The following is an 18,821-nucleotide window of genomic DNA, read 5'->3' as shown; positions in this document are numbered from 1 at the left end:
AACGTTTAATCATGAACTTCACCATTAGGCATAATAGCTCCATGTAAAATAGCCCCAGCCGTATTAGAACTGCTCAACTCTACGCGAGTTAAATAGGTATAACTTAGATTGGCATTTCTTAAGTTGGTTCGAGCAATAGAAGCATCAGTTAAATCCGCTTGGGTAAGATTAGCAGAATTTAGGTTAGTTCGAGTTAAATCGGCACGAACTAAATTAGCCCGGCTCAAATCGGCATTGCTTAAATTAGCATTACTGAGTTGAGCATCGGGAAGAATTGCATCACATAAAGAAACCCCTGGTAATTGGGCATCATTTAAGATCGCTCGTTCAAATTTGACTTTCCTTAAATTGGCTCCAATTAAGTTGGCTTCTGTGAGAACGGCTTCTGTTAAAAAGGCTGATTGTAAGTTCGATTGACTTAAGTTAGCTTGGGTTAAAATTGCACCGCGTAAGACCGTTTCGGTTAAATTAGCCCCACTTAAATTGGCTCTGGTTAAATCCGCCCCGGTTAAGTTGACCCCTTGTAAATCTGTACCTCTTAAATCTGCACCTCGTAAATTCACACTTTCATAAATTCTCGGTTCATAGCGCAAATTTGCCCCCCTTAAACAAGCGCCTCTTAAATCGGCTCCTTGTAAATTAGCACCTCTTAAATCGGCTTGAATCAGGTTAACATCCAGTAAGGTTGCTAACGCTAAATTGGCTTTTTTAAAATCTGCCCCTTGTAAAATGGTTCCATGAAATTCTGCATCGCTGAGGTTAGCTCCGCTTAAGTTGGCTTTATTTAAAATCGCACCATTAAATCGGACACCTCTAAGATTAGCGCGGGAAAAATTAACTCCATTCAAATAAGCTAAAACAAAGTTTGCTCCTTGCAAATCTGAACCACTTAAGTTAGCACCAATCAAGTCTGCACGACTAAGTTCAGCACCCCTTAAATTAATTCCTTTAAAGTTTTTGTGTCCCGCTCGATACTGTTCGAGTAGTGTTTCCTCATCCATAATTAATTATCAGAAAAATGGGTTTTAAACCCCTAACTTCTAGTTAGGCTTTATATGGGGTTGTCTATTAACATCTGATTGTGGTACGATTTCCAGTAACAGGAAAGGTAAATAACCTGTCTAAAAACCTAGTCGCCTAACTGCAAAACGCGCTCACCTTGACAACTGAATCTATCGGGTTCTACTGCACAGTTCTAGTTTCCCCCAGCAGTGGGTAAAAGATTCGTGGGTACTAGACAGCCAGTTTTTTGAAACAAATTAGTTTCAAGTTAAAAAAGAACTCGCAGCAATGCGAATAGGGTAGGGCATATCCGAATTTACGCCGGGGGAGAAATCCCACCTCTGATTAAAGCACTGCAAGGTACTTTGATTAAGTGGTTTACGTTGAACCCAGAATCCCCACGCCTTTAGGCACAGAGAGTGTCAATTATGAGTCCCCGTATAGGTAAATTCTTGCACCCAAGCCATTGACTTATTGCCAGGAGTTCGAGCATAAACTTTGATCTTCTGAATTGATATGATTTTCAAATCCAGAAGTTTTTGATGAACAAATTGACTCATAGTCGCTTGATTTGGCACTTGATCTGACTCTAGTATAATGTGCAAGCAAGCGTCTTTTGACTTAGCGAGAGTGTTAATCCCCTTCGGTTTCAGGAATTGACTGATTACTGTTGCGATCGCTTTTGCGTGGCCCTGTCTGGCGAGTTCCAGCAATTGGGGTTGAGTCAGTCGGTGTTGCAGGTTCTCTGGGTCTTCACCTCCATCCATCATCAGGGTCTTATTCAACAATAATCGTTGTTGATCTTCGACTTCCGATTGATTAACGACCATCCCTAAATCTGCAATTCTATCGTGAAGCAGATGAATAAACTTTCTTAAAGATTTATATTTGATTTCTAATTGAACTTCAGGGGTCTGATTTTTTAATTCTTGGTTAAGAGATAACTCCAAATGCTTTAAAATTGTTGTTAATGGTACTAAAGAATCAGCTACACTATGATCAATTTTTTCCTCAACGTTTAACTCCAATTTTAGCCTTTTTTGAATAATATCACTGTTGTCTTTTACATCAGGTTCTGAAATCTCAATATTACTAATGGATGTTGCTAAGGTGAAATCAGAAAGACTACTCTCATTGATGGACGAGGGAGCCTGAACAGTCTCTCCCTTGTCTAAGGCAAATTCAAAGTCTTGGGGATTAGGATTTAATAAATGCAGGGTTTCACTTTCGTTAATATCAATAGCCTGACTCGTTAAAAAATGTTGCTGTAAAATCGAAGGCGGGGAAGATTCGGCAATTTCTGCATAAGATTTTTGTTTAGGTTCATAATAAGGATTTAAAGCTTCTAAAATGACCGTGACAACTTGTATATTTTCATCCACATCTTCTAAATATTCCGCCATCTTATAAAGATGAGATTTAAGCCGTTCTAAATTAGGAAAAGTTTGTAAGAGTTGGCGCAGTAAATTATCTAAACTTTGATTTTTAAGTTGTGACCAATCTTCATCTCGATAATTAAACTCTCTTTCTAAACTCGAAAAAATCACCAATTTTGCCCGTAAGGGATTAGTATGCTGCATAATTTTAAATCGCACATCAAATAAATCCGATATATTGTTTCTGGCATCCGGCGAAGTTACTTGACTTAAATAGACAGAAGACAGAGAATTTAACTCTTCAGGACTAATTTTTACGGTTTCTGATGCTGTAATTGACGGTTGATTAACTTCGGAATTTTCTTCCGAAAGAGAGGGAAGGTAAAGTTGAGTTATCTGTTCTTCAATGCTGTGAATAACACGACCATATTCATTCTTTTTATTAAGACGAGATAAAATATTATTGAGACTAATTTTAAGGGGTTCAAATTGAGGATATTTTTGATAAATATTTTGGAGTATATGAGTTAAATTAATTGCATTTAAAATTTGAGCATCATTTTCCCATTTGCCATTATAAGCACATAACAGAACTTTCTTAATCCGCGTTGAATTCGGATCAGCTTCTAAACTTTGAGCAACTTCATTTAGACGGGACGGGGTTGGCATTTTAGTCTCCAATACAGAAAGTCAACAATTTATGAAGTGACTTAAGCGTATCCGGTACTAGGGTTTTGTTAATAATAGGTGGTACTGAGGAGAAAATAGAAACTTATCGCTCATAATCAGTTATTTAGAGGATCAGTTTTACCCAAATTGATTAGATTTTTTTGAGGGATTATGACTCCTCTTTTCTATTTTCAAAACCTTTAAGGGCTTGAATACACTCCGAATCTGCTTAAGTTTACATCCCGTTAAAGGACTATTCAGAAGAAATGCAGGCATCCCTGATGATCCGCTAAAACACATCTCAATTGTACAAACACAAATTTCTATTTTTCATTCCCCATTTTCCCTTCCTCATCCTAGAATATAATTTTAATGCGGAGTAGCCTAGTATATTTTACGCTATTTTTTATTAAAATAGCGGTAAAATCTTATTGCTTAACCTCCACAACCTGATCAATACGGATGCAAAATTTTGATGTAATTGTCATTGGCAGTGGTATCGGTGGCTTAGTAGCAGGTGCACTTTTGGCTCACTCTGGTAAACAGGTCATGATTTTAGAAAGTCATACCTTGCCGGGAGGAGCAGCACAGGGTTTTTCTCGTCAGGGCTTCCATTTTGATTCAGGGCCCTCGTTTTATTGTGGACTGAGTAATTCCCAGGGTCTAAATCCTTTACAGCAAGTTTTAACTCGTTTGGGGGAGTCCCTGACAACGGTAGTCTATGACCCTCTAGGACATTATCATTTTCCTGAAGGGTCTTTGGCTGTTTATGGGAATAGGGAACGTTATCGAAAGGCTATTGCTCAATTTACACCCGAAGGAGCGCTGGAATTTGCCCAATTTGAACATCGGTTACTGAAAGTTTATCAAGGTTTAAAAGAAATTCCCGCCATTGAGTTACGCGCTGATTGGAAAGTCATTCCTAAATTAATTACAAATTATGGCTTTTCTTTATTAAAATTACTGCCTGTCTTAGGTGATATTTCAAGTTCAGTGGGTGAAATCGTTGAGCAAACGGTTCATGATCCTTGGGTACGACGATTAATTGATTTAGAATGTTTTTTATTATCAGGATTAAAAGCAGAAGGAACGATGACTCCAGAAGTTGCTTTTATGATCGGCGAACGAAATTATTCTACAATTGAATATCCAATTGGAGGTAGTCAAGCTATTGTTCAAGCTCTGGTGCGAGGATTAACTCGATTTGGGGGAAAGATTCAGTTAGGAACTCACGTTGAAAAAATTTTAGTTAACGGGGGAAAAGTCTATGGGGTTAAAACTCGAAAGGGAGAAGAATTTCAGGCTCCAACTGTCATCTCTAACGCCACAATTTGGGATACCTATACCCATTTATTAAACTCTTCGGATTTACCTCCAGATTATCGCAAAACCGCCTTAAATACTCCGGCAGTGGATAGTTTTATGCACCTGCATTTAGGACTTAAATCTGAAGGATTAGAGGAACTGACGGGGCATCATGTTGTTGTTCATAATAGCAACCTTGATATTACCGTTCCTGGCAATACTTGTATGATTTCGATTCCTTCTGTTTGGGATAAAAATTTAGCTCCACCCGGTCATCATCTCATTCATGCCTATACTTTAGAACCCTTTTTTGGGTGGAAAAAAGATGGCTTTTATGCTCAAAATAAACAAGAAAAAGCCGAACATTTATATCGTGCTGTAGAAAAAATTATCCCCGATGTGCGCCAACGAACAACCTTAGAATTAATTGGAACTCCTTTAACCCATGCTCGCTATTTACGACGTTATCAAGGCACTTATGGCCCTGCTATTGTTGCAGGTCAAGGGAAATTTCCAGGGCCATTTACCCCCATTCAAGGCTTATATTTAGTGGGAGATAGTACCCAACCCGGTATTGGAGTTCCCGCCGTAGCAGCATCGGGGATTTTATGCGCGAATTGTTTGTAGATTAGGGAACAGGGAACAGGGAACAGGGAACAGATAGTTTATGTTCTAACAATTGCTTGGGTTGCTATAGATTAATTTAGATTAATCTTCTCCAAATAATTTCAATTGAATATAAACTAGAATTAAAGCGATCGCTAATAAAATGGTTGCCGCTGCGGCTGCATAACCAAAATCAAATTGAGCAAAGGCTTGATCATAAATATAATAGACTAAAACATTCGTCGAATTTAATGGGCCGCCTCCAGTAATAACATAAACTTGCTCAAAACTTCTTAAGGTAAAAATTGCCGTTGTTACCGTTGCAAAAACAATAGTGGGTTGTAAACCGGGTAAGGTTATATACCAAAATTGTTGCCAAGGATTTGCCCCATCTAATTCGGCTGCTTCATATCGAGTTTGAGGAATTGCTTGTAACCCCGCTAAAAATACTACTAAATTAAACCCTAATTGTTTCCAAATACTGAGTAAAATTAACACAGGCATTGCCCAGATTGTACTACTTAACCAAGGAATCGGATCAAGTCCAATGTGGGATAATAATCCATTGACGGGGCCATTAAATTGAAATAACCAACGCCATCCTAAACCAACGGCGACTAAGGAAGTAATGGAGGGGATAAAATAAGCTGTTCTGAGAATATCTCGTAAAGCAAAAGTTCGATTTAAAAGTACCGCTAATCCTACAGGAATTATCAAACTGGGAATTACTGTTGCGACGGTAAAATAAGTTGTATTAAACAGCACTTGCCAAAAATCAGGACTCAGAAATAAACGCACATAATTGTTCAGTCCCACTCCATAAACCCCAGACCGTGTAAAACTCCCTTGGGTAAAACTCAGGTAAAATAAATACCCAATAGGCCATACAATAAAGATCCCCATGAGCAGCAAAGCTGGAGCCAGAAAAATCCAAGCCATGACCGCATCTTGATCCAGAAGCTGTTTCTGAGAAATAGGTGAAGAAGCCATAACCTGAATCAATTTTGATAAAGTTTTCTCAAAATATAGCAGGGAACAGGGAACAGGGAACAGGGGGAAAAAATTTTCACCATCCTTTGTTTCAATATCAGTCCATGTTCTAACTATGTTTCCATAACTGCTATATTTTACAAGAAGCTATTGAGCCTTTAAACTGTATTGAAGTTACTATATAAATGGGTGAAACTCTGAATGAATGCGACGCTAACGGGAATTGATTCAACCTCCTGTTTAATTTCTCCTCCTATTCCTTCTCCTTTATTTGTGGAAGGTAATCCTTTAAAAATTGGTGTTTTAGCCTCTGGAAGCGGAACCAACTTTGAGGCAATTGCTCAAGCTATTCAAGATCAACAACTCAATGCTCAAATTCAAGTTTTAATTTATAATAACCCCGATGCTAAAGTTATAGAACGGGCACAACGCTTTGGAGTCAAAACCATTCTTTTAAATCATCGTCACTATAAAAAACGGGAAGATTTAGATCGAGATATTGTTAAAACATTGAAAGAACATGATGTCGATTGGATTGTTTTTGCTGGATGGATGCGAATCGTAACTCAAGTTTTAGTCGATGCGTTCCCTCAAAAGATTATTAATTTACATCCCAGTTTATTGCCCAGTTTTCCCGGAATTCGAGGGGTAGAACAAGCCTTAGAAGCCCAAGTTAAAATTACAGGATGTAGCGTTCATTTAGTCGAATTAGAGGTCGATAGTGGCCCAATTTTAATGCAAGCGGCGGTTCCAATTTTACCCGATGATACCCCGGAAACCTTACACGCCCGAATTCAAGTTCAAGAGCATAAAATTTTGATTGGGGCTATTTCCCTAGTTACTCAGTGGCATAATCAAAAATAAGCTCAGGGATAAATTTCATTTCCGATTGGGGTACAACCTGGAATATCACACCTGGAAAACGGGTAACACCTTTTTTCTGTCTGTTCCCTGTTCCCTGTTCCCTGTTCCCTGTTCCCTGTTCCCTGTTCCCTGTTCCCTTTTAAGCTACAATCTCACAACGTGTTGAATGAACTGAAACCATTATGGATCTAAATTCATTACCAACGGAGGTGATTTTGACCCATCCCCGTCAAACCCTGGGAAGTGTTTGTTTAGATTGGACACCACAACCCGGTCATTATCTCAACTGGAATGGGCAAACTTATACAGTTTTAGAGCGTCGCCATCGCTATCAACTCAAATCCGGTCGCTACCGACTACATAAAATTTCCTTATATGTACAATCGGTAGAACGACCTGAAGATAAAACGTTAATTGATGGACATTGGGTGATTGGGGATGCCAGTTGTCAGTTTAATGCCCATTCAGAACTCATGCGTTGTGCTGTGAATCCCTCTGGCCCTTGTAATACCTGTCGGTTTTATGAACCTATTTAAAGCTATCCCCAAGCCTGTACCTGCCCCCTAAAAACCCTTTCATTGAGTCAATAAACTCATTTCAGCTTGATAATCCTTCGTTGAAACTAAGCGCCATTTTTGATCGCCCATGAGTTCTAAAACGTACTGATGGTAGCGTAATAAACTCATCCGATGCCCAACACTAATATAGGTTGTTTCGGTTTCATCCAATTTCTTGTAAAGGAGTTCTTCATTTTTTAAATCTAAGGCACTCGTCGCTTCATCTAAAATGGCGTAGCGAGGTTTACTGATTAATAATCGGGCAAAAGCTAACCGTTGTTGTTCCCCTAAAGACAGAATATTTGCCCAATCTAATTCAGCATCAAATCCATTGACTCGTTCTGGCAGATCTTCTAAATTGACTAATTTCAAGACTTGACGTAATTCGGTTTCATTGACCTCTCGATTAATATTGGGATAAAGTAATTGTTGCCGTAATGTTCCTAAAATCATATAGGGACGTTGGGGTAAAAATAACATCGACGATAATTCAGGACGAACTAATCGGCCTGTTCCTGATGTCCATAACCCAGCAATTGCCCGTAATAGAGAACTTTTTCCGACTCCACTTTGACCCATAATCACTAATCCTTCGCCCGAAGCGAGAGTCAGAGATAAGTCTTTAACTAATATTTTTTGATAATTAGGAGTATTCAGGGTAATGTGTTCTAAAGCCAGGGGAGAATCAATCGTTAAATCAATCTGTCTATCTCCTTGATGAACCGTTTTTGGATATTTTAAAAATTCAGAAAACGTTGCTAAACGATTAATTCCCGCCGCAAACGCACTCAGAATTTCAATCTCACTGACGACAATAGAAAAAGCACCTAGAACTTGAGCAAAAGCAAAATTAGCTTGAGTAATATCCCCGTATTTAATCGTTCCCGCGAAATAAATAGGAGCCAAAATTAACGACGGTAAAATAATGACTGCATATTCATAGCTCTTAGTAAAATAATTAACATTTCGTTGCCAACCCACTAATAAATTAAAGTTTTCAAAGGCTTTAAAAAACCGTTGTTTAACTTGGTTAAGTTCTTGGTCTTCCCCTTGATAAAAAGCAATAGATTCTGCATTATCGCGGACATGAACTAATCCATAACGAAAATCGGCTTCTCGTCTTAATTGATTAAAGTTTAGGGGAATTAAACGCCGTCCAATTACAACCGTAATTAAAGTCCCAATGAAAGCATAAATCAACAGAAAAACCGAAAGAGATTTGGAAATAGAAAAGAGAATTCCCGTAAAAGAAATCACATCAATAATTGAACCTAGGATAATCAGTAAAAATCTTAAACTGGTAATCGTAAAAGATTTAATATCTTCGGTTATCCGTTGATCCGGGTTATCAATCTTTCCGTCGGATTCGATTTGATAAAAGGCGCGTTGACTTAAATACCGATCTAAAAATTCATCCGTTAACCACTTTCGCCAATAGTTTCCTAAGCGATCGCGGGTATATCCATACAAGACAACGATGGGGGTTCCCACAACAAAAACACCCGCATAAACATAAAGAAATCGCCAAAATTCATCCTGACTTTTTTCAGCTAAAGCCGTTGTAAAAAAGTTACCCACATAGCTAATAATGACATTTAATCCACTCACAGATAGGGATAACAATAAGAGAACGCTTAAAAATGCCCAAGGTTGCCAACGAGTTTTTATTTGATTTCGATACAGGAAAAACGCCCCCATCGGAACTAAAAGCATTAAAAGGACAATAATAATAGAGGGAGAGTAAATAATACTAGCAACAGATTTATATAAACCGGGAGCAATACTATTAAAGAAATCAGGAAAAATATACTGACTTACAATCGAAACTCCACTCACTAAAACAAAAACAGCAGCAAACAAAAAGATTAATAATAAAAACAATAAACTCAAAAAAACTTTCCCGCTTCCTGCTTCTAAAGGATAAAAGAAGGGTTGAGCAATCTTTAAAAATCGATGCCAAAGTAAAGGATCAAGTTGATTCATATTTTTCATTGTTTTGAACACAGACGTCCTATCCTATCAAAGTTCCGTATTCCCTGCTAGTTTCTACAAACTTAGCGTGTGAAATCGGCTAGATTTTTGATTAATTAGTTACAAAAATTGGCACAAGAGGGTGAGGCGATAAACCATCTTAACTCTAACATTTCCCCATAATCTATCCACATCCGATGATCAGAAAGGCTAAAATCACTACAAAATCCGCCAATAAGACTACAAAATACTCGATCAGGCAATTTACGAGACGCGCGGAAAATGAAGCAAATCCCCATAACTGTATTGTGAAAGTTGATCTCTAGTTATAGCAATAACACAAAGACCCTGTAGAATGCACTCTTTTGATCAAATTCGCTTTTTGCTCAAGGGTTCTCTTTTTACTCTTGATCGGAGTGAATTAACAATAGCACAATGCTTTCAACTCTTAGACACCCGATTAAAAAACTCAACTGTAAACTTGAATCTCCTCCAACTGCGTTCATCATTTTGCCAAATATTCATCTTAAGATAGATGACAAGAGTTTATGCAAACTGTCTCAGTAACTTGACGTAACCCTCAACTTTCAGGGAAGGTCATTACTGGAATCGGTGGCACTCAGCGATACAATGGTTCAGGGTTTAAAAAGAACACGATGTCTAAAACCTATACAGTTGAATTTCATTACCAAGGGAACGTCCAAACCGTCGAAGTTCCAGAGGATAAACAAATCCTCAAAGTCGCATTGGATGCCGGGATCACATTACCCAATTCTTGCAATGCAGGAGTTTGTACTACCTGTGCTGCCCAAATTATCGAAGGTGAAGTCGAGCAAAGTCAGGGTATGGGATTAAGTCCTGACCTACAAGCAGAAGGTTATGTCCTGCTTTGTATCGCCTATCCCCGTTCTAATCTAAAACTGGTTCCTGGAAAAGAAGAAGAAGTCTATGATCGCCAATTTGGTCAAGGTTCTTAATTAAAATGACGGTGGATGGTTAACTGTTGCTTGTTATATGAAATCCTCAAATTTATACTACAGATGATCCCTAAATTCCCTGTAGAGACGCGCCATGGCACGTCTCTACACGATACGGATGCGTAGCAAATATTTCAAGATTTCATATTAGCTGTAGCGAGGATATTGCGGTGTTCAGGTGTTGCTGTACCCGTTATCACTCATCAGTTGACCGTCTACTGCCTCTGATTTGTTGAGTTTTTGAAGAGACAATATTGAGGATTAAACAAAACCATGACAACTCATTTTATTACAGCTGAAATTGATTTACAGGAATCTCCAGTCGAGTTAAATCAAGCTATTGAAGCAGAATTACAAAAACGCGGTGAACCCATACGATGGGCAATTACCAGTATTGATTCTGAACAACAAAAAGCTAAAGTTGAAGCTGTTGTCACGGTTCAGAAAACAATTGACAGTTGACTATTAACGGTTGACTGATGACTGATGACTGTTAATTTTTCGTGGGTACTATCATAATCGCACCTGACCTTTACCCTCGCCCGTTTCCAGTCAACTGTCAACGGTTAAGACTCTACGGTATGACCAACGGATACGACCGCTTCTTTAACGGCGGTTTCCGAAGGTTTACCCTTAATATTGACCGTTTTCGTGTCTAAATTAATTTGCACATCAGCCTCAGCATCCAAAGATTTAATGGCTTTGGTAATAGTATTGGCGCAGGCTTGACACACCATCGAAGGAACTTTGATTTCAATAGTCATGGTTCAGGTATTTATATACAATTCTGCTATTTATTATTACTGCTAGAGACGCGCCATGGCACATCTCTACAGCAATTAAACGAATGCCAGTGCTGGAGATTCAACCTGAAGAATCTCTCGTCCGACAGCTACCGCAACGGGACGTAAATGATTAACCAACTCCGCCATATCTTCTAAAGATAAGGCTTGTCTAGCATCAGAAACGGATTTTTCCGGTTCAGGATGACATTCAATAATCAGTCCATCCGCCCCACAAGCAATAGCGGCTTTTGCTAAAGGTTCAACTAATTCTCGTTTTCCGACCGCATGGGATGGATCAACAATAACAGGTAAATGGGTTAACTGTTTTAAACCAACAACAGCCCCTAAATCTAACACATTGCGGGTGAAATTATCGAAACTGCGAATACCCCGTTCACATAAAATAACGTTAGGGTTGCCATGACTTAAAATATATTCAGCCGCCATCACAAATTCTTCTATAGTTGCTGCTAAACCTCGTTTTAATAGAACAGGTTTACCCGCTTTTCCCAAAGCTTTTAATAATTCAAAATTCTGCATATTGCGGCTTCCAATTTGCAGCATATCTGCATAAGTTACAACAGATTCAATTTGTTCAATAGACATTACCTCGGTCACAACAGGAATATGATGGCGTTGACTAATACCCTTTAAAATATGAAGTCCTTCCAAAGCTAGACCTTGGAAGGAGTAGGGAGAGGTTCTCGGTTTGAAGACCCCGCCTCGCAACATTTGTACTGAAGTATGGGCGAGATGGCGGGCGACTTGTTCCATTTGTTCTAAACTTTCCACCGCACAGGGGCCACCAATAATTAATAAGTCTTGACCTCCGACAGTCACGGTATCGGAAATATTAATAACGGTTTGATGTTCAGGATGGGTTTTAGAAACGAGTTTAGCGTCTAACATGGGAATTCTCCTTTTGTGTTCATAGAAACGGTAAGCATTTAAAAAGCCCGAAACCTGTTTGAGGTTCCGGGCTTGGCGTTTGTGAAAACAGCAGCAAACTTTACCCAGAACCTGTTCGGGGCCAAAAATAAAAGCTATAAAACCAAGATTGGATAAAGTTTGTCATTGCTGTTTTGCTGTAAAGCCGAGAAGGTTGACCATTAAAAAACCGCAGCCTTTGTTTCTGCGGTTCACTAGGGAGTTTCCATACACCAATGGATTCACTCTCTGTGAACCGTGCTACACCAAAAATAAAAGTAATAGCAATTCCGAATTGGCATGGGTGTTTTGATCAAACTTATATGTTCGTTTCTACGACCCTAGCACAGTGATCGCTCAATGTCAAGCGATCGCTGTAGGGTGTGTAAGCGCAGCGCACGCACCAACCCCCTTTTAATTGTTAAAATCCATTAAGATAAAAGAAGAACCATATTGTTTCAAAAGCTAAGAGTAACCCTTCCATGACATCACAAGTTTTAGTTGAAAAGAAAAAATTAGAAAAACCGCCCTTTGAAATCCATTATTTAGGCGATCGCGCCTTGAGAACGCCTGCAAAACGAGTGTCCCGCGTTGATGATGAGATTCGCAAACTCGTGCGGGAAATGTTACAAACCATGTATAGTGCGGATGGTATTGGTTTAGCCGCCCCTCAAGTCGCCGTTAATAAACAGGTGATTGTGATTGACTGCGAACCGGATAATGCTGCTAACCCGCCTTTAGTGTTAATTAATCCCACAATTATTAAAAGCAGTACAGAGATTTCACCCTTTCAAGAAGGATGTTTAAGTATTCCGGGGGTGTATATGGATGTGACTCGCCCGGACGTGGTGGAAGTATCATTTAAAGATGAAAATGGCAGACCTCGAACCCTGCGGGCGACGGAATTATTATGTCGTGCTATTCAACATGAAATGGATCATTTGAATGGGGTTTTATTTGTTGATCGAGTTGAGAATCAATTGGCATTAAATGAAGAGTTAGCCAAACATAAATTCTCACCCAAAGCTGTTAAACCCGTTAAATAATATAGGATAATTCGACATGGTTGGCACTCCAAAAAGCATGGTTTTGTTATTAGGGTCTTGTGTCGCTGCGATCGCGGCTGTGGGTTCAGTTTTTGAACTTTCTTCGGGAGTTCCCCAACTGGGAAGTTTAACCACCAGTGTTATTTTAGCCTTGAGTATTCCATTAGGTGTGTTTCTATTTTTTGCCGCCGTCAAAGATGCTCAAATGAATCAAGAATAACCTCGTAGTAAGCCCTGAAGGGCTTAATTCCCCGACTTCGTAGTAAGCCCTTCAGGGCTTAATCCCCTAAACCTAACACTAATAAATTAAATTTATTGTTATTGGTGTTAGGTTTTGCTGCTAAGTCTAGGGAAGAAAGCCCTGAAGGGCTTACTACTTTTAGGAGTGTTAAAAGCCTTTTATCCAAAATTATCAGATACATAACTTTCAGCTAACTTTACAAAATCAACGGTTTTAAGGTGAATATATCCATCCATAAACTTCTGTCCATCCTCAATCATAGATTTTTGATTATATCCTGGTAGCCAAAAACTACTACGAATTTTTAATTTGGGAAACTTTTCAAGTTTCTTTTGCATCAGATATTCATAAACAAACTGCTTTCTAACACTTCTATCTTTTATATCTTCTATATTATTTTTTGAATCTAATAGATAATCAATCTCATAATATTTTATATCAATAATATCAATATAATTATCATTTATAGAGAAAATTTTTTGAAGAGATTGAAGAAATTGATTTAATTGCTCATTAACTTCTTGCTCAGTCATTTCTTGTGTTCCTACCCTTAATAGTGAAGTTTTAATAATATCTTTAAGACGAAAATACCATCCATCTTTAAACTCCTTTTCATTTTGGATCTCAGGTTCAAATTTTTGATTGTTTACTGTTTCCCATAAATCAAAGTTTTTAAGCATATAAATATTGAGGTATATATAAAACAAATGATTAAAACAATACATTTTATACACTTCTTCAATATTTAATTTTGGAGGATTAATTAGCCAAAATGAGCTAAATTCAATAGGCAAAGGTTTATTAATTATTAATTTTTCTTTTGATATGGCGTTGTATTTTTGATGGTTTTTATCCATGTATTTTGTATCATAATTATTCATTAAATCAAATGTATGTTCGTCTATATCCTGGTGAGCATGAGCAATTTTCAATACTTGATCTTGATTTAATATAAATTCGGTGTAATAATTATAATCATTCCAACCTAGATTTGGATAAATTTCATAGCGTCTTTCTTCTATATTATTCAAAATGGATGAAAAAACTACTGCATCAGGAACAAGCGGAAAACCATTGATTTTAAATAAATCATTAGATAAAGGAACTATTTTTGAATAACTATTGAACAATTTAAGCCAATAATTAGAGATAAAATGACTATCTAAATGCAGCAGATAATTAAGATTTTCTTTTACTATATAAGTTAAACACATCGACTCCCAAACACTATGAAAGTTTTTAATTCCCCAGATCTCACCCTCATCCGTTTGACGAAGTTCTCCATATAGGAATAACTCTATTGCATCATAAAATTGCCAATAGTCAATATCTTTAAAGGGGGTATTGTGATCAATTAACTCTAACGCATCTTTTAAACTATCGATCACTTGGCTATAATATTCTTCTTCAAATAAACCATAATTTCCACCGATATAGTGTTGTTTAAACTGTTCTGCTAGAGCTTTAATTTCTACGCCAACTTCCTGCTGAAGTTGTTGTTTGATTTCCCATAAAATATAACAGTACATCGCCACAATATCTGTTGACTGAAAGCGAACCTGTTGACGGGGTAAGTCCATCGAGTCAATATAAGCAGCACCATTCCGTAAAAAAACAGCACGATGTAAAAATTTGTGAATTTGACTATGATCAAAACTGTCTGACCTACCCAGTCGATAAACTAAACTTAAAATCTTGGGTTCATCATGGGCGTTCAATATTCCACTAATCATATCGAGTTTAGAATAAAAAATATTTTCATCTAACTCGTCATCTTCGGTAATATCTGCACCTTTATGAATTTTTACCATACCATCTCGGTCACGTGTAGTCATTTTATTATTTTCTTCTAAATACCCTTTTTCTATACAAATATTCTTAAATTTGTCAAAGACTTTGTAAAGCATAAAAAATAAGTCACGCTTTGTATTAAAGTCAAAGGTTTGAAGTTCTTTTGGTTTATTAGGAAATCCTTTCGGTAGACAAAAACGAATTTGGGAGTTACGCCGTTCTAGTCCAACAAAAGAATATTTTTCATTAACAACCAGTTCAAGATTATTAAAGTTAATCATTTTTGCTTATTTTAATAAAATTTAAAAAGGAATCGGTTTTTGTTCATCTAGATATTCAAAGATATTTTTTGTATACTTAACAAAATCATCATAAGTAATTAATTTAACATCTGTTTGAACAGCTTTTGAAATAAATTCTTCTAGGGGTCTTTTATCTCTAGCAAAAACACTATCCCAAAGATAGAACATTAGTTTACTCTGAATTTCTTTTAAATGTATTTTTCCACTGTCATCAGGTTTAATAAACCAAAAGCCGATTTGTTTATCTTCAATCCTTTTAATAGTCTTATAATTATCTTTGATAATTTCATTAATGCCTTCTAAAATGGGAATCCATTCTAGCTCTATTGTGGATTTTTGCCCATTTGGTATAACTAATTTTACTTCGTTCAAAATTTCCTTGTATTTTAATTCAAACATTTTTTTACTACTTTCGATTGAAATTTGTTCATAAGACCAACGGCGTTTAAATGCAGTATCAAGATAATAAATTGATTCATCAGAAGTATTAATTGTTGCTATAATAGATAAATTTTGAGGAATACTAATTTTGTTTTGCTTGAGAAGCTCTAAAACTCTTAAGCCGTTATTGTTACTTTTATTTTTTAAATCAATTTCTAGTTCTTTACAAAATGTATCAAATAGATTCTCCGTTGTTCTATTCTCATGAATTTTAATTGAACCATCGCTTAGGACATTGATTTTATATCCCATTGAATTTAATAATCCTACTAACTCCATTTCAGAAACATCAACCTCATAACTAGACCAATGATCACTTTCTCGATCTAAAAGTTGAAAAACTGTTCCAAAAATAGCAGCCGCATTCCCTCGGTTGAGTTCATCAATCACTAATAAGTAATGTTCATTATTTCCCTCTATTAACCCTCGGTAAGCCATTCCCAAGACTTTTAAAAAATGTCCAGGGTAAAACTTATACATTACGTTAGTTCCCTGAGTCAGAGGTAACAGTTTACCCATGAAGTCACCATAGGTATATTCAGGATGGAATACCGTTTTGACCGTATTTTTAAGAATTTTAGTATCTGAATCAAAGGTTATGTTTAGCTGGTTTTCAGCAATTTCGCGAATTTTGTAGCTTTTCCCTGTCCCTGGACAGCCAAACAGAATTTTTTGGATGGGTGGTTTAATAGTGTCGGTCATACTGGAGCAAAATTTACTGGTGGAGGTTAGTTTTATGCTGGGTCGATTTAGTTTATTATATCGCATGAGAGCGATCGCTAATTTTAAGACAGCATCCAATCTAATAAAATAGGATTAACTAATTCGGGGGCTTCATCCTGGGGACAATGACCGACTCCTTCTAATCGAATAAACTGTTTAACTGTTGAATACTGTTTAAATTCTTCTCCCAATTCTATCGGTTCCCAAGGATCATCCGTTCCCCATAATATTATTGCTTTACAGGGTAATTTAGGGAATAAATCTTCTGGTAATGGCCCCTGAGAATAGCGAGTAAAGGCAGCAAAAACATCTACTGCACCTTGATCTTGGGCAGGTTTTAATAACATTTCGACTAATTCATCCGTAACGGCTTCATCCCGTTGATAAGCTTGTAATAATACTTTTTTAACAGTTTGAGGCGTTGCTAATTGTTTAAAAAAGAATTGATTAAACCAAGAATATTTTAATAACCCTTGGGCAACACTCGCCCCATAATTACGATACCAAGGAAGTTTATCCCGTTTGCGATCGTGTAATAATCTTAAAGAACAGTTTAATAAAGCAACTTCTTGAACAATATCAGGGTGATCAATGGCGGTCTGCATCACCGCAATACAACCTATTGAATTTCCGACTAAAAAAGCAGGTTCTTGAACAACTTCTCGACAAAAATCAGCGATTTGTTGTCCCCAAGTTTCAAAAGTATAACTGATTTCTTCCGTCGGTTTGGGTTTAGCTGACCCTCCAAAGCCAATTAAATCTAATGCAAAGACGCGACAATGTTTTGCTAAGTCAGGGATATTTTTTCGCCAATGTCCCCAAGATGCACCAAACCCATGCACTAGAATCACCGCAGGGCCATTATTACCCTCCCTCACATAACAAATGGGGAAGCCTTTCCAAATCCAAGTTTGCGAAACAGATGAAGCAATCAACATAACTCTTAAGGTAGAAGCAGTAAAAAGTAAATAGTCTGTAAAATTCTAGCCAAAACTCATGTATTCCGTAATTGCACGGTTAACGATCGTCCCCGTTTTGTGTCAAAATTAAGAGGTGTTAATCCCTTAGTGCAGCGTAGCAAAAATAATTGATTCCTGATCAGTTAATCGTTAAGAGTTCTCGATCAGGGATGACTGCTGATTGTAAAATCCTCTGCTTTCGTGCACTAGCCCACTGAAATTGCTTCGGACTAAATTGAAGATGAGATCAACTTTCCCTTCGACTGCTGTTGTAGACTTTCTAGGTTCTGAAATTGTCCCTGACTACGAAACGGCTAAAGTCGTAATTTTACCTATTCCCTATGAAGCCACAACCAGCTATCGCAAGGGATGTGAAAATGGCCCTGCTAGTTTATTAGAAGCTTCTCATCAATTAGAATGTTATGATGAAGAACTTGATCGAGAAGTCTGTTTTGATGCGGGAATTTTTACCCATACTCCGATTGCAGATACTCGCAATGGTAAGAGTGTTTCCGCCGAAGAAATGTTGAGTGTGACTCAACAAACTCTGAAGTCTTTAATTGAAGACCAAAAATTTGTGATTTCCATTGGTGGAGAACATAGTATTACCGCCGGGGTTGTACAGGGATATCGTCAAGGATATCAAGAACCGTTTACGGTGGTTCAAATTGATGCTCATGGCGATTTAAGACATGAATATGAAGACACAATTCATAGTCATGCTTGTGTAATGCGTCGGATTGTTAATATGGGATTACCCACTGTTCAAGTGGGAATTCGAGCCATTTGTCAAGAGGAAGCTGATTTAATTAAAGAGAAAAATTTAACGGTTTTTCGAGCTAGAGAAATGGCGTTTAATCTAGATTGGATTGAACAAGCGATCGCTAGTATTCCTACAGAAAAAGTGTTTTTAACCATTGATGTTGATGGGATTGATCCGAGTTTAATTCCTGGGGTAGGAACCCCCGAACCAGGTGGATTAAATTGGTATTCTACCCTCACCTTTTTGAGGCGATTATTTGAGTCTAAAGATGTGATTGGCTGTGATGTTATGGAATTAGCTCCGGTGGTTGATTCCGTTGTTTCTGAATTTACCGTTGCTAAATTAACCTATAAATTAATCGGGTATCAAGCCCTATCAAAGGGATGGATTAAGCAATAACCAGGGACAAGGGAGGGATGGGATATTCCTTTTTCCTCCCAGTAAAAATCTAATCGACTCACATCCGATCAGGTTTAGAATAAGAAAGGGTGCAGCTAGATCATCGGTTAAACCTTTGAGCCAGAAA

Annotated in this window: 17 protein-coding genes; 8 read left to right on the top strand and 9 right to left on the bottom strand. The window is 37.5% G+C overall.

What is annotated here, in order from left to right; translation table 11 throughout:
* Positions 1-5 precede the first annotated feature (5 nt).
* Together PL9214_RS21430 and PL9214_RS21425 are read right to left on the bottom strand one after the other, a co-directional pair.
* Positions 6-1,001 carry a pentapeptide repeat-containing protein gene (locus PL9214_RS21430; RefSeq protein ID WP_072720764.1) on the bottom strand — a complete coding sequence of 332 codons (996 nt, stop codon included), beginning with the start codon at positions 999-1,001 and terminating at the stop codon, positions 6-8.
* Between the two features lie 423 nt (positions 1,002-1,424).
* Positions 1,425-3,047, bottom strand: a complete 1,623-nt coding sequence (locus tag PL9214_RS21425) for a hypothetical protein (RefSeq protein ID WP_072720763.1) — start codon at positions 3,045-3,047, stop codon at positions 1,425-1,427.
* 462 nt (positions 3,048-3,509) lie between these two features.
* Between PL9214_RS21425 and PL9214_RS21420 the strand changes: the two genes are divergently transcribed.
* Positions 3,510-4,979, top strand: coding sequence for a phytoene desaturase family protein (locus PL9214_RS21420; protein ID WP_072720762.1), 1,470 nt, complete (start codon positions 3,510-3,512; stop codon positions 4,977-4,979).
* An 81-nt stretch (positions 4,980-5,060) separates the two neighbouring features.
* Here the strand turns inward: PL9214_RS21420 and PL9214_RS21415 are convergent, their stop codons facing one another.
* Positions 5,061-5,948, bottom strand: a complete 888-nt coding sequence (locus tag PL9214_RS21415; RefSeq protein ID WP_072720761.1) for a carbohydrate ABC transporter permease — start codon at positions 5,946-5,948, stop codon at positions 5,061-5,063.
* Positions 5,949-6,149: 201 nt separating this feature from the next.
* Here PL9214_RS21415 and purN point away from each other — a divergent pair, with 201 nt between their 5' ends.
* Both purN and PL9214_RS21405 read left to right on the top strand, forming a co-directional pair.
* Complete coding sequence (gene purN, locus PL9214_RS21410; RefSeq protein WP_072720760.1) at positions 6,150-6,812, top strand: phosphoribosylglycinamide formyltransferase; 663 nt, start codon at positions 6,150-6,152, stop codon at positions 6,810-6,812.
* Positions 6,813-6,994: 182 nt separating this feature from the next.
* Entirely contained in the window at positions 6,995-7,348 is a 354-nt protein-coding gene (locus PL9214_RS21405) for a DUF6464 family protein (RefSeq protein ID WP_072720759.1), read from the top strand.
* A 39-nt stretch (positions 7,349-7,387) separates the two neighbouring features.
* Here PL9214_RS21405 and PL9214_RS21400 read toward each other — a convergent pair whose 3' ends face one another.
* Positions 7,388-9,352 carry an ABC transporter ATP-binding protein/permease gene (locus PL9214_RS21400; RefSeq protein ID WP_072721190.1) on the bottom strand — a complete coding sequence of 655 codons (1,965 nt, stop codon included), beginning with the start codon at positions 9,350-9,352 and terminating at the stop codon, positions 7,388-7,390.
* A 644-nt stretch (positions 9,353-9,996) separates the two neighbouring features.
* Between PL9214_RS21400 and PL9214_RS21395 the strand changes: the two genes are divergently transcribed.
* Together PL9214_RS21395 and PL9214_RS21390 are read left to right on the top strand one after the other, a co-directional pair.
* Positions 9,997-10,317: a 2Fe-2S iron-sulfur cluster-binding protein gene (locus PL9214_RS21395; protein WP_072720758.1), complete on the top strand. Its 321-nt coding sequence runs from the start codon at positions 9,997-9,999 to the stop codon at positions 10,315-10,317.
* Between the two features lie 273 nt (positions 10,318-10,590).
* Positions 10,591-10,779, top strand: a complete 189-nt coding sequence (locus tag PL9214_RS21390; RefSeq protein ID WP_072720757.1) for a DUF8621 family protein — start codon at positions 10,591-10,593, stop codon at positions 10,777-10,779.
* Between the two features lie 104 nt (positions 10,780-10,883).
* On the opposite strand, the gene PL9214_RS21385 is transcribed toward PL9214_RS21390, so the two are convergent.
* Entirely contained in the window at positions 10,884-11,081 is a 198-nt protein-coding gene (locus PL9214_RS21385; protein ID WP_072720756.1) for a heavy-metal-associated domain-containing protein, read from the bottom strand.
* Positions 11,082-11,156: 75 nt separating this feature from the next.
* On the bottom strand, positions 11,157-12,011 hold the full coding sequence (aroF, locus tag PL9214_RS21380) for a 3-deoxy-7-phosphoheptulonate synthase (RefSeq protein ID WP_072720755.1): 855 nt from the start codon (positions 12,009-12,011) through the stop codon (positions 11,157-11,159).
* A 500-nt stretch (positions 12,012-12,511) separates the two neighbouring features.
* Here aroF and def point away from each other — a divergent pair, with 500 nt between their 5' ends.
* Both def and PL9214_RS21370 read left to right on the top strand, forming a co-directional pair.
* The gene (gene def / locus PL9214_RS21375) at positions 12,512-13,075 is read left to right on the top strand and encodes a peptide deformylase (protein WP_072720754.1); all 564 of its coding nucleotides are present in this window, start codon (positions 12,512-12,514) and stop codon (positions 13,073-13,075) included.
* A 16-nt stretch (positions 13,076-13,091) separates the two neighbouring features.
* Entirely contained in the window at positions 13,092-13,295 is a 204-nt protein-coding gene (locus tag PL9214_RS21370) for a hypothetical protein (protein ID WP_072720753.1), read from the top strand.
* 179 nt (positions 13,296-13,474) lie between these two features.
* Here PL9214_RS21370 and PL9214_RS21365 read toward each other — a convergent pair whose 3' ends face one another.
* The 3 genes from PL9214_RS21365 to PL9214_RS21355 all read right to left on the bottom strand — a co-directional run bounded on the left by PL9214_RS21365 (position 13,475) and on the right by PL9214_RS21355 (position 17,511).
* On the bottom strand, positions 13,475-15,388 hold the full coding sequence (locus tag PL9214_RS21365) for a hypothetical protein (protein ID WP_072720752.1): 1,914 nt from the start codon (positions 15,386-15,388) through the stop codon (positions 13,475-13,477).
* Between the two features lie 21 nt (positions 15,389-15,409).
* Positions 15,410-16,552, bottom strand: coding sequence for a restriction endonuclease (locus PL9214_RS21360; protein WP_072721188.1), 1,143 nt, complete (start codon positions 16,550-16,552; stop codon positions 15,410-15,412).
* An 83-nt stretch (positions 16,553-16,635) separates the two neighbouring features.
* On the bottom strand, positions 16,636-17,511 hold the full coding sequence (locus PL9214_RS21355) for an alpha/beta fold hydrolase (RefSeq protein ID WP_072720751.1): 876 nt from the start codon (positions 17,509-17,511) through the stop codon (positions 16,636-16,638).
* A 262-nt stretch (positions 17,512-17,773) separates the two neighbouring features.
* On the opposite strand from PL9214_RS21355, the gene speB reads away from it, so the two are divergent.
* Positions 17,774-18,694: an agmatinase gene (gene speB / locus PL9214_RS21350; RefSeq protein WP_072720750.1), complete on the top strand. Its 921-nt coding sequence runs from the start codon at positions 17,774-17,776 to the stop codon at positions 18,692-18,694.
* The last annotated feature ends 127 nt before the right edge of the window (positions 18,695-18,821 follow it).

Origin of the sequence: Planktothrix tepida PCC 9214, assembly GCF_900009145.1 — a bacterium.
GTDB classification, from domain to species: Bacteria; Cyanobacteriota; Cyanobacteriia; order Cyanobacteriales; family Microcoleaceae; genus Planktothrix; species Planktothrix tepida.
This window is presented reverse-complemented; position numbering and strand designations above follow the sequence as displayed.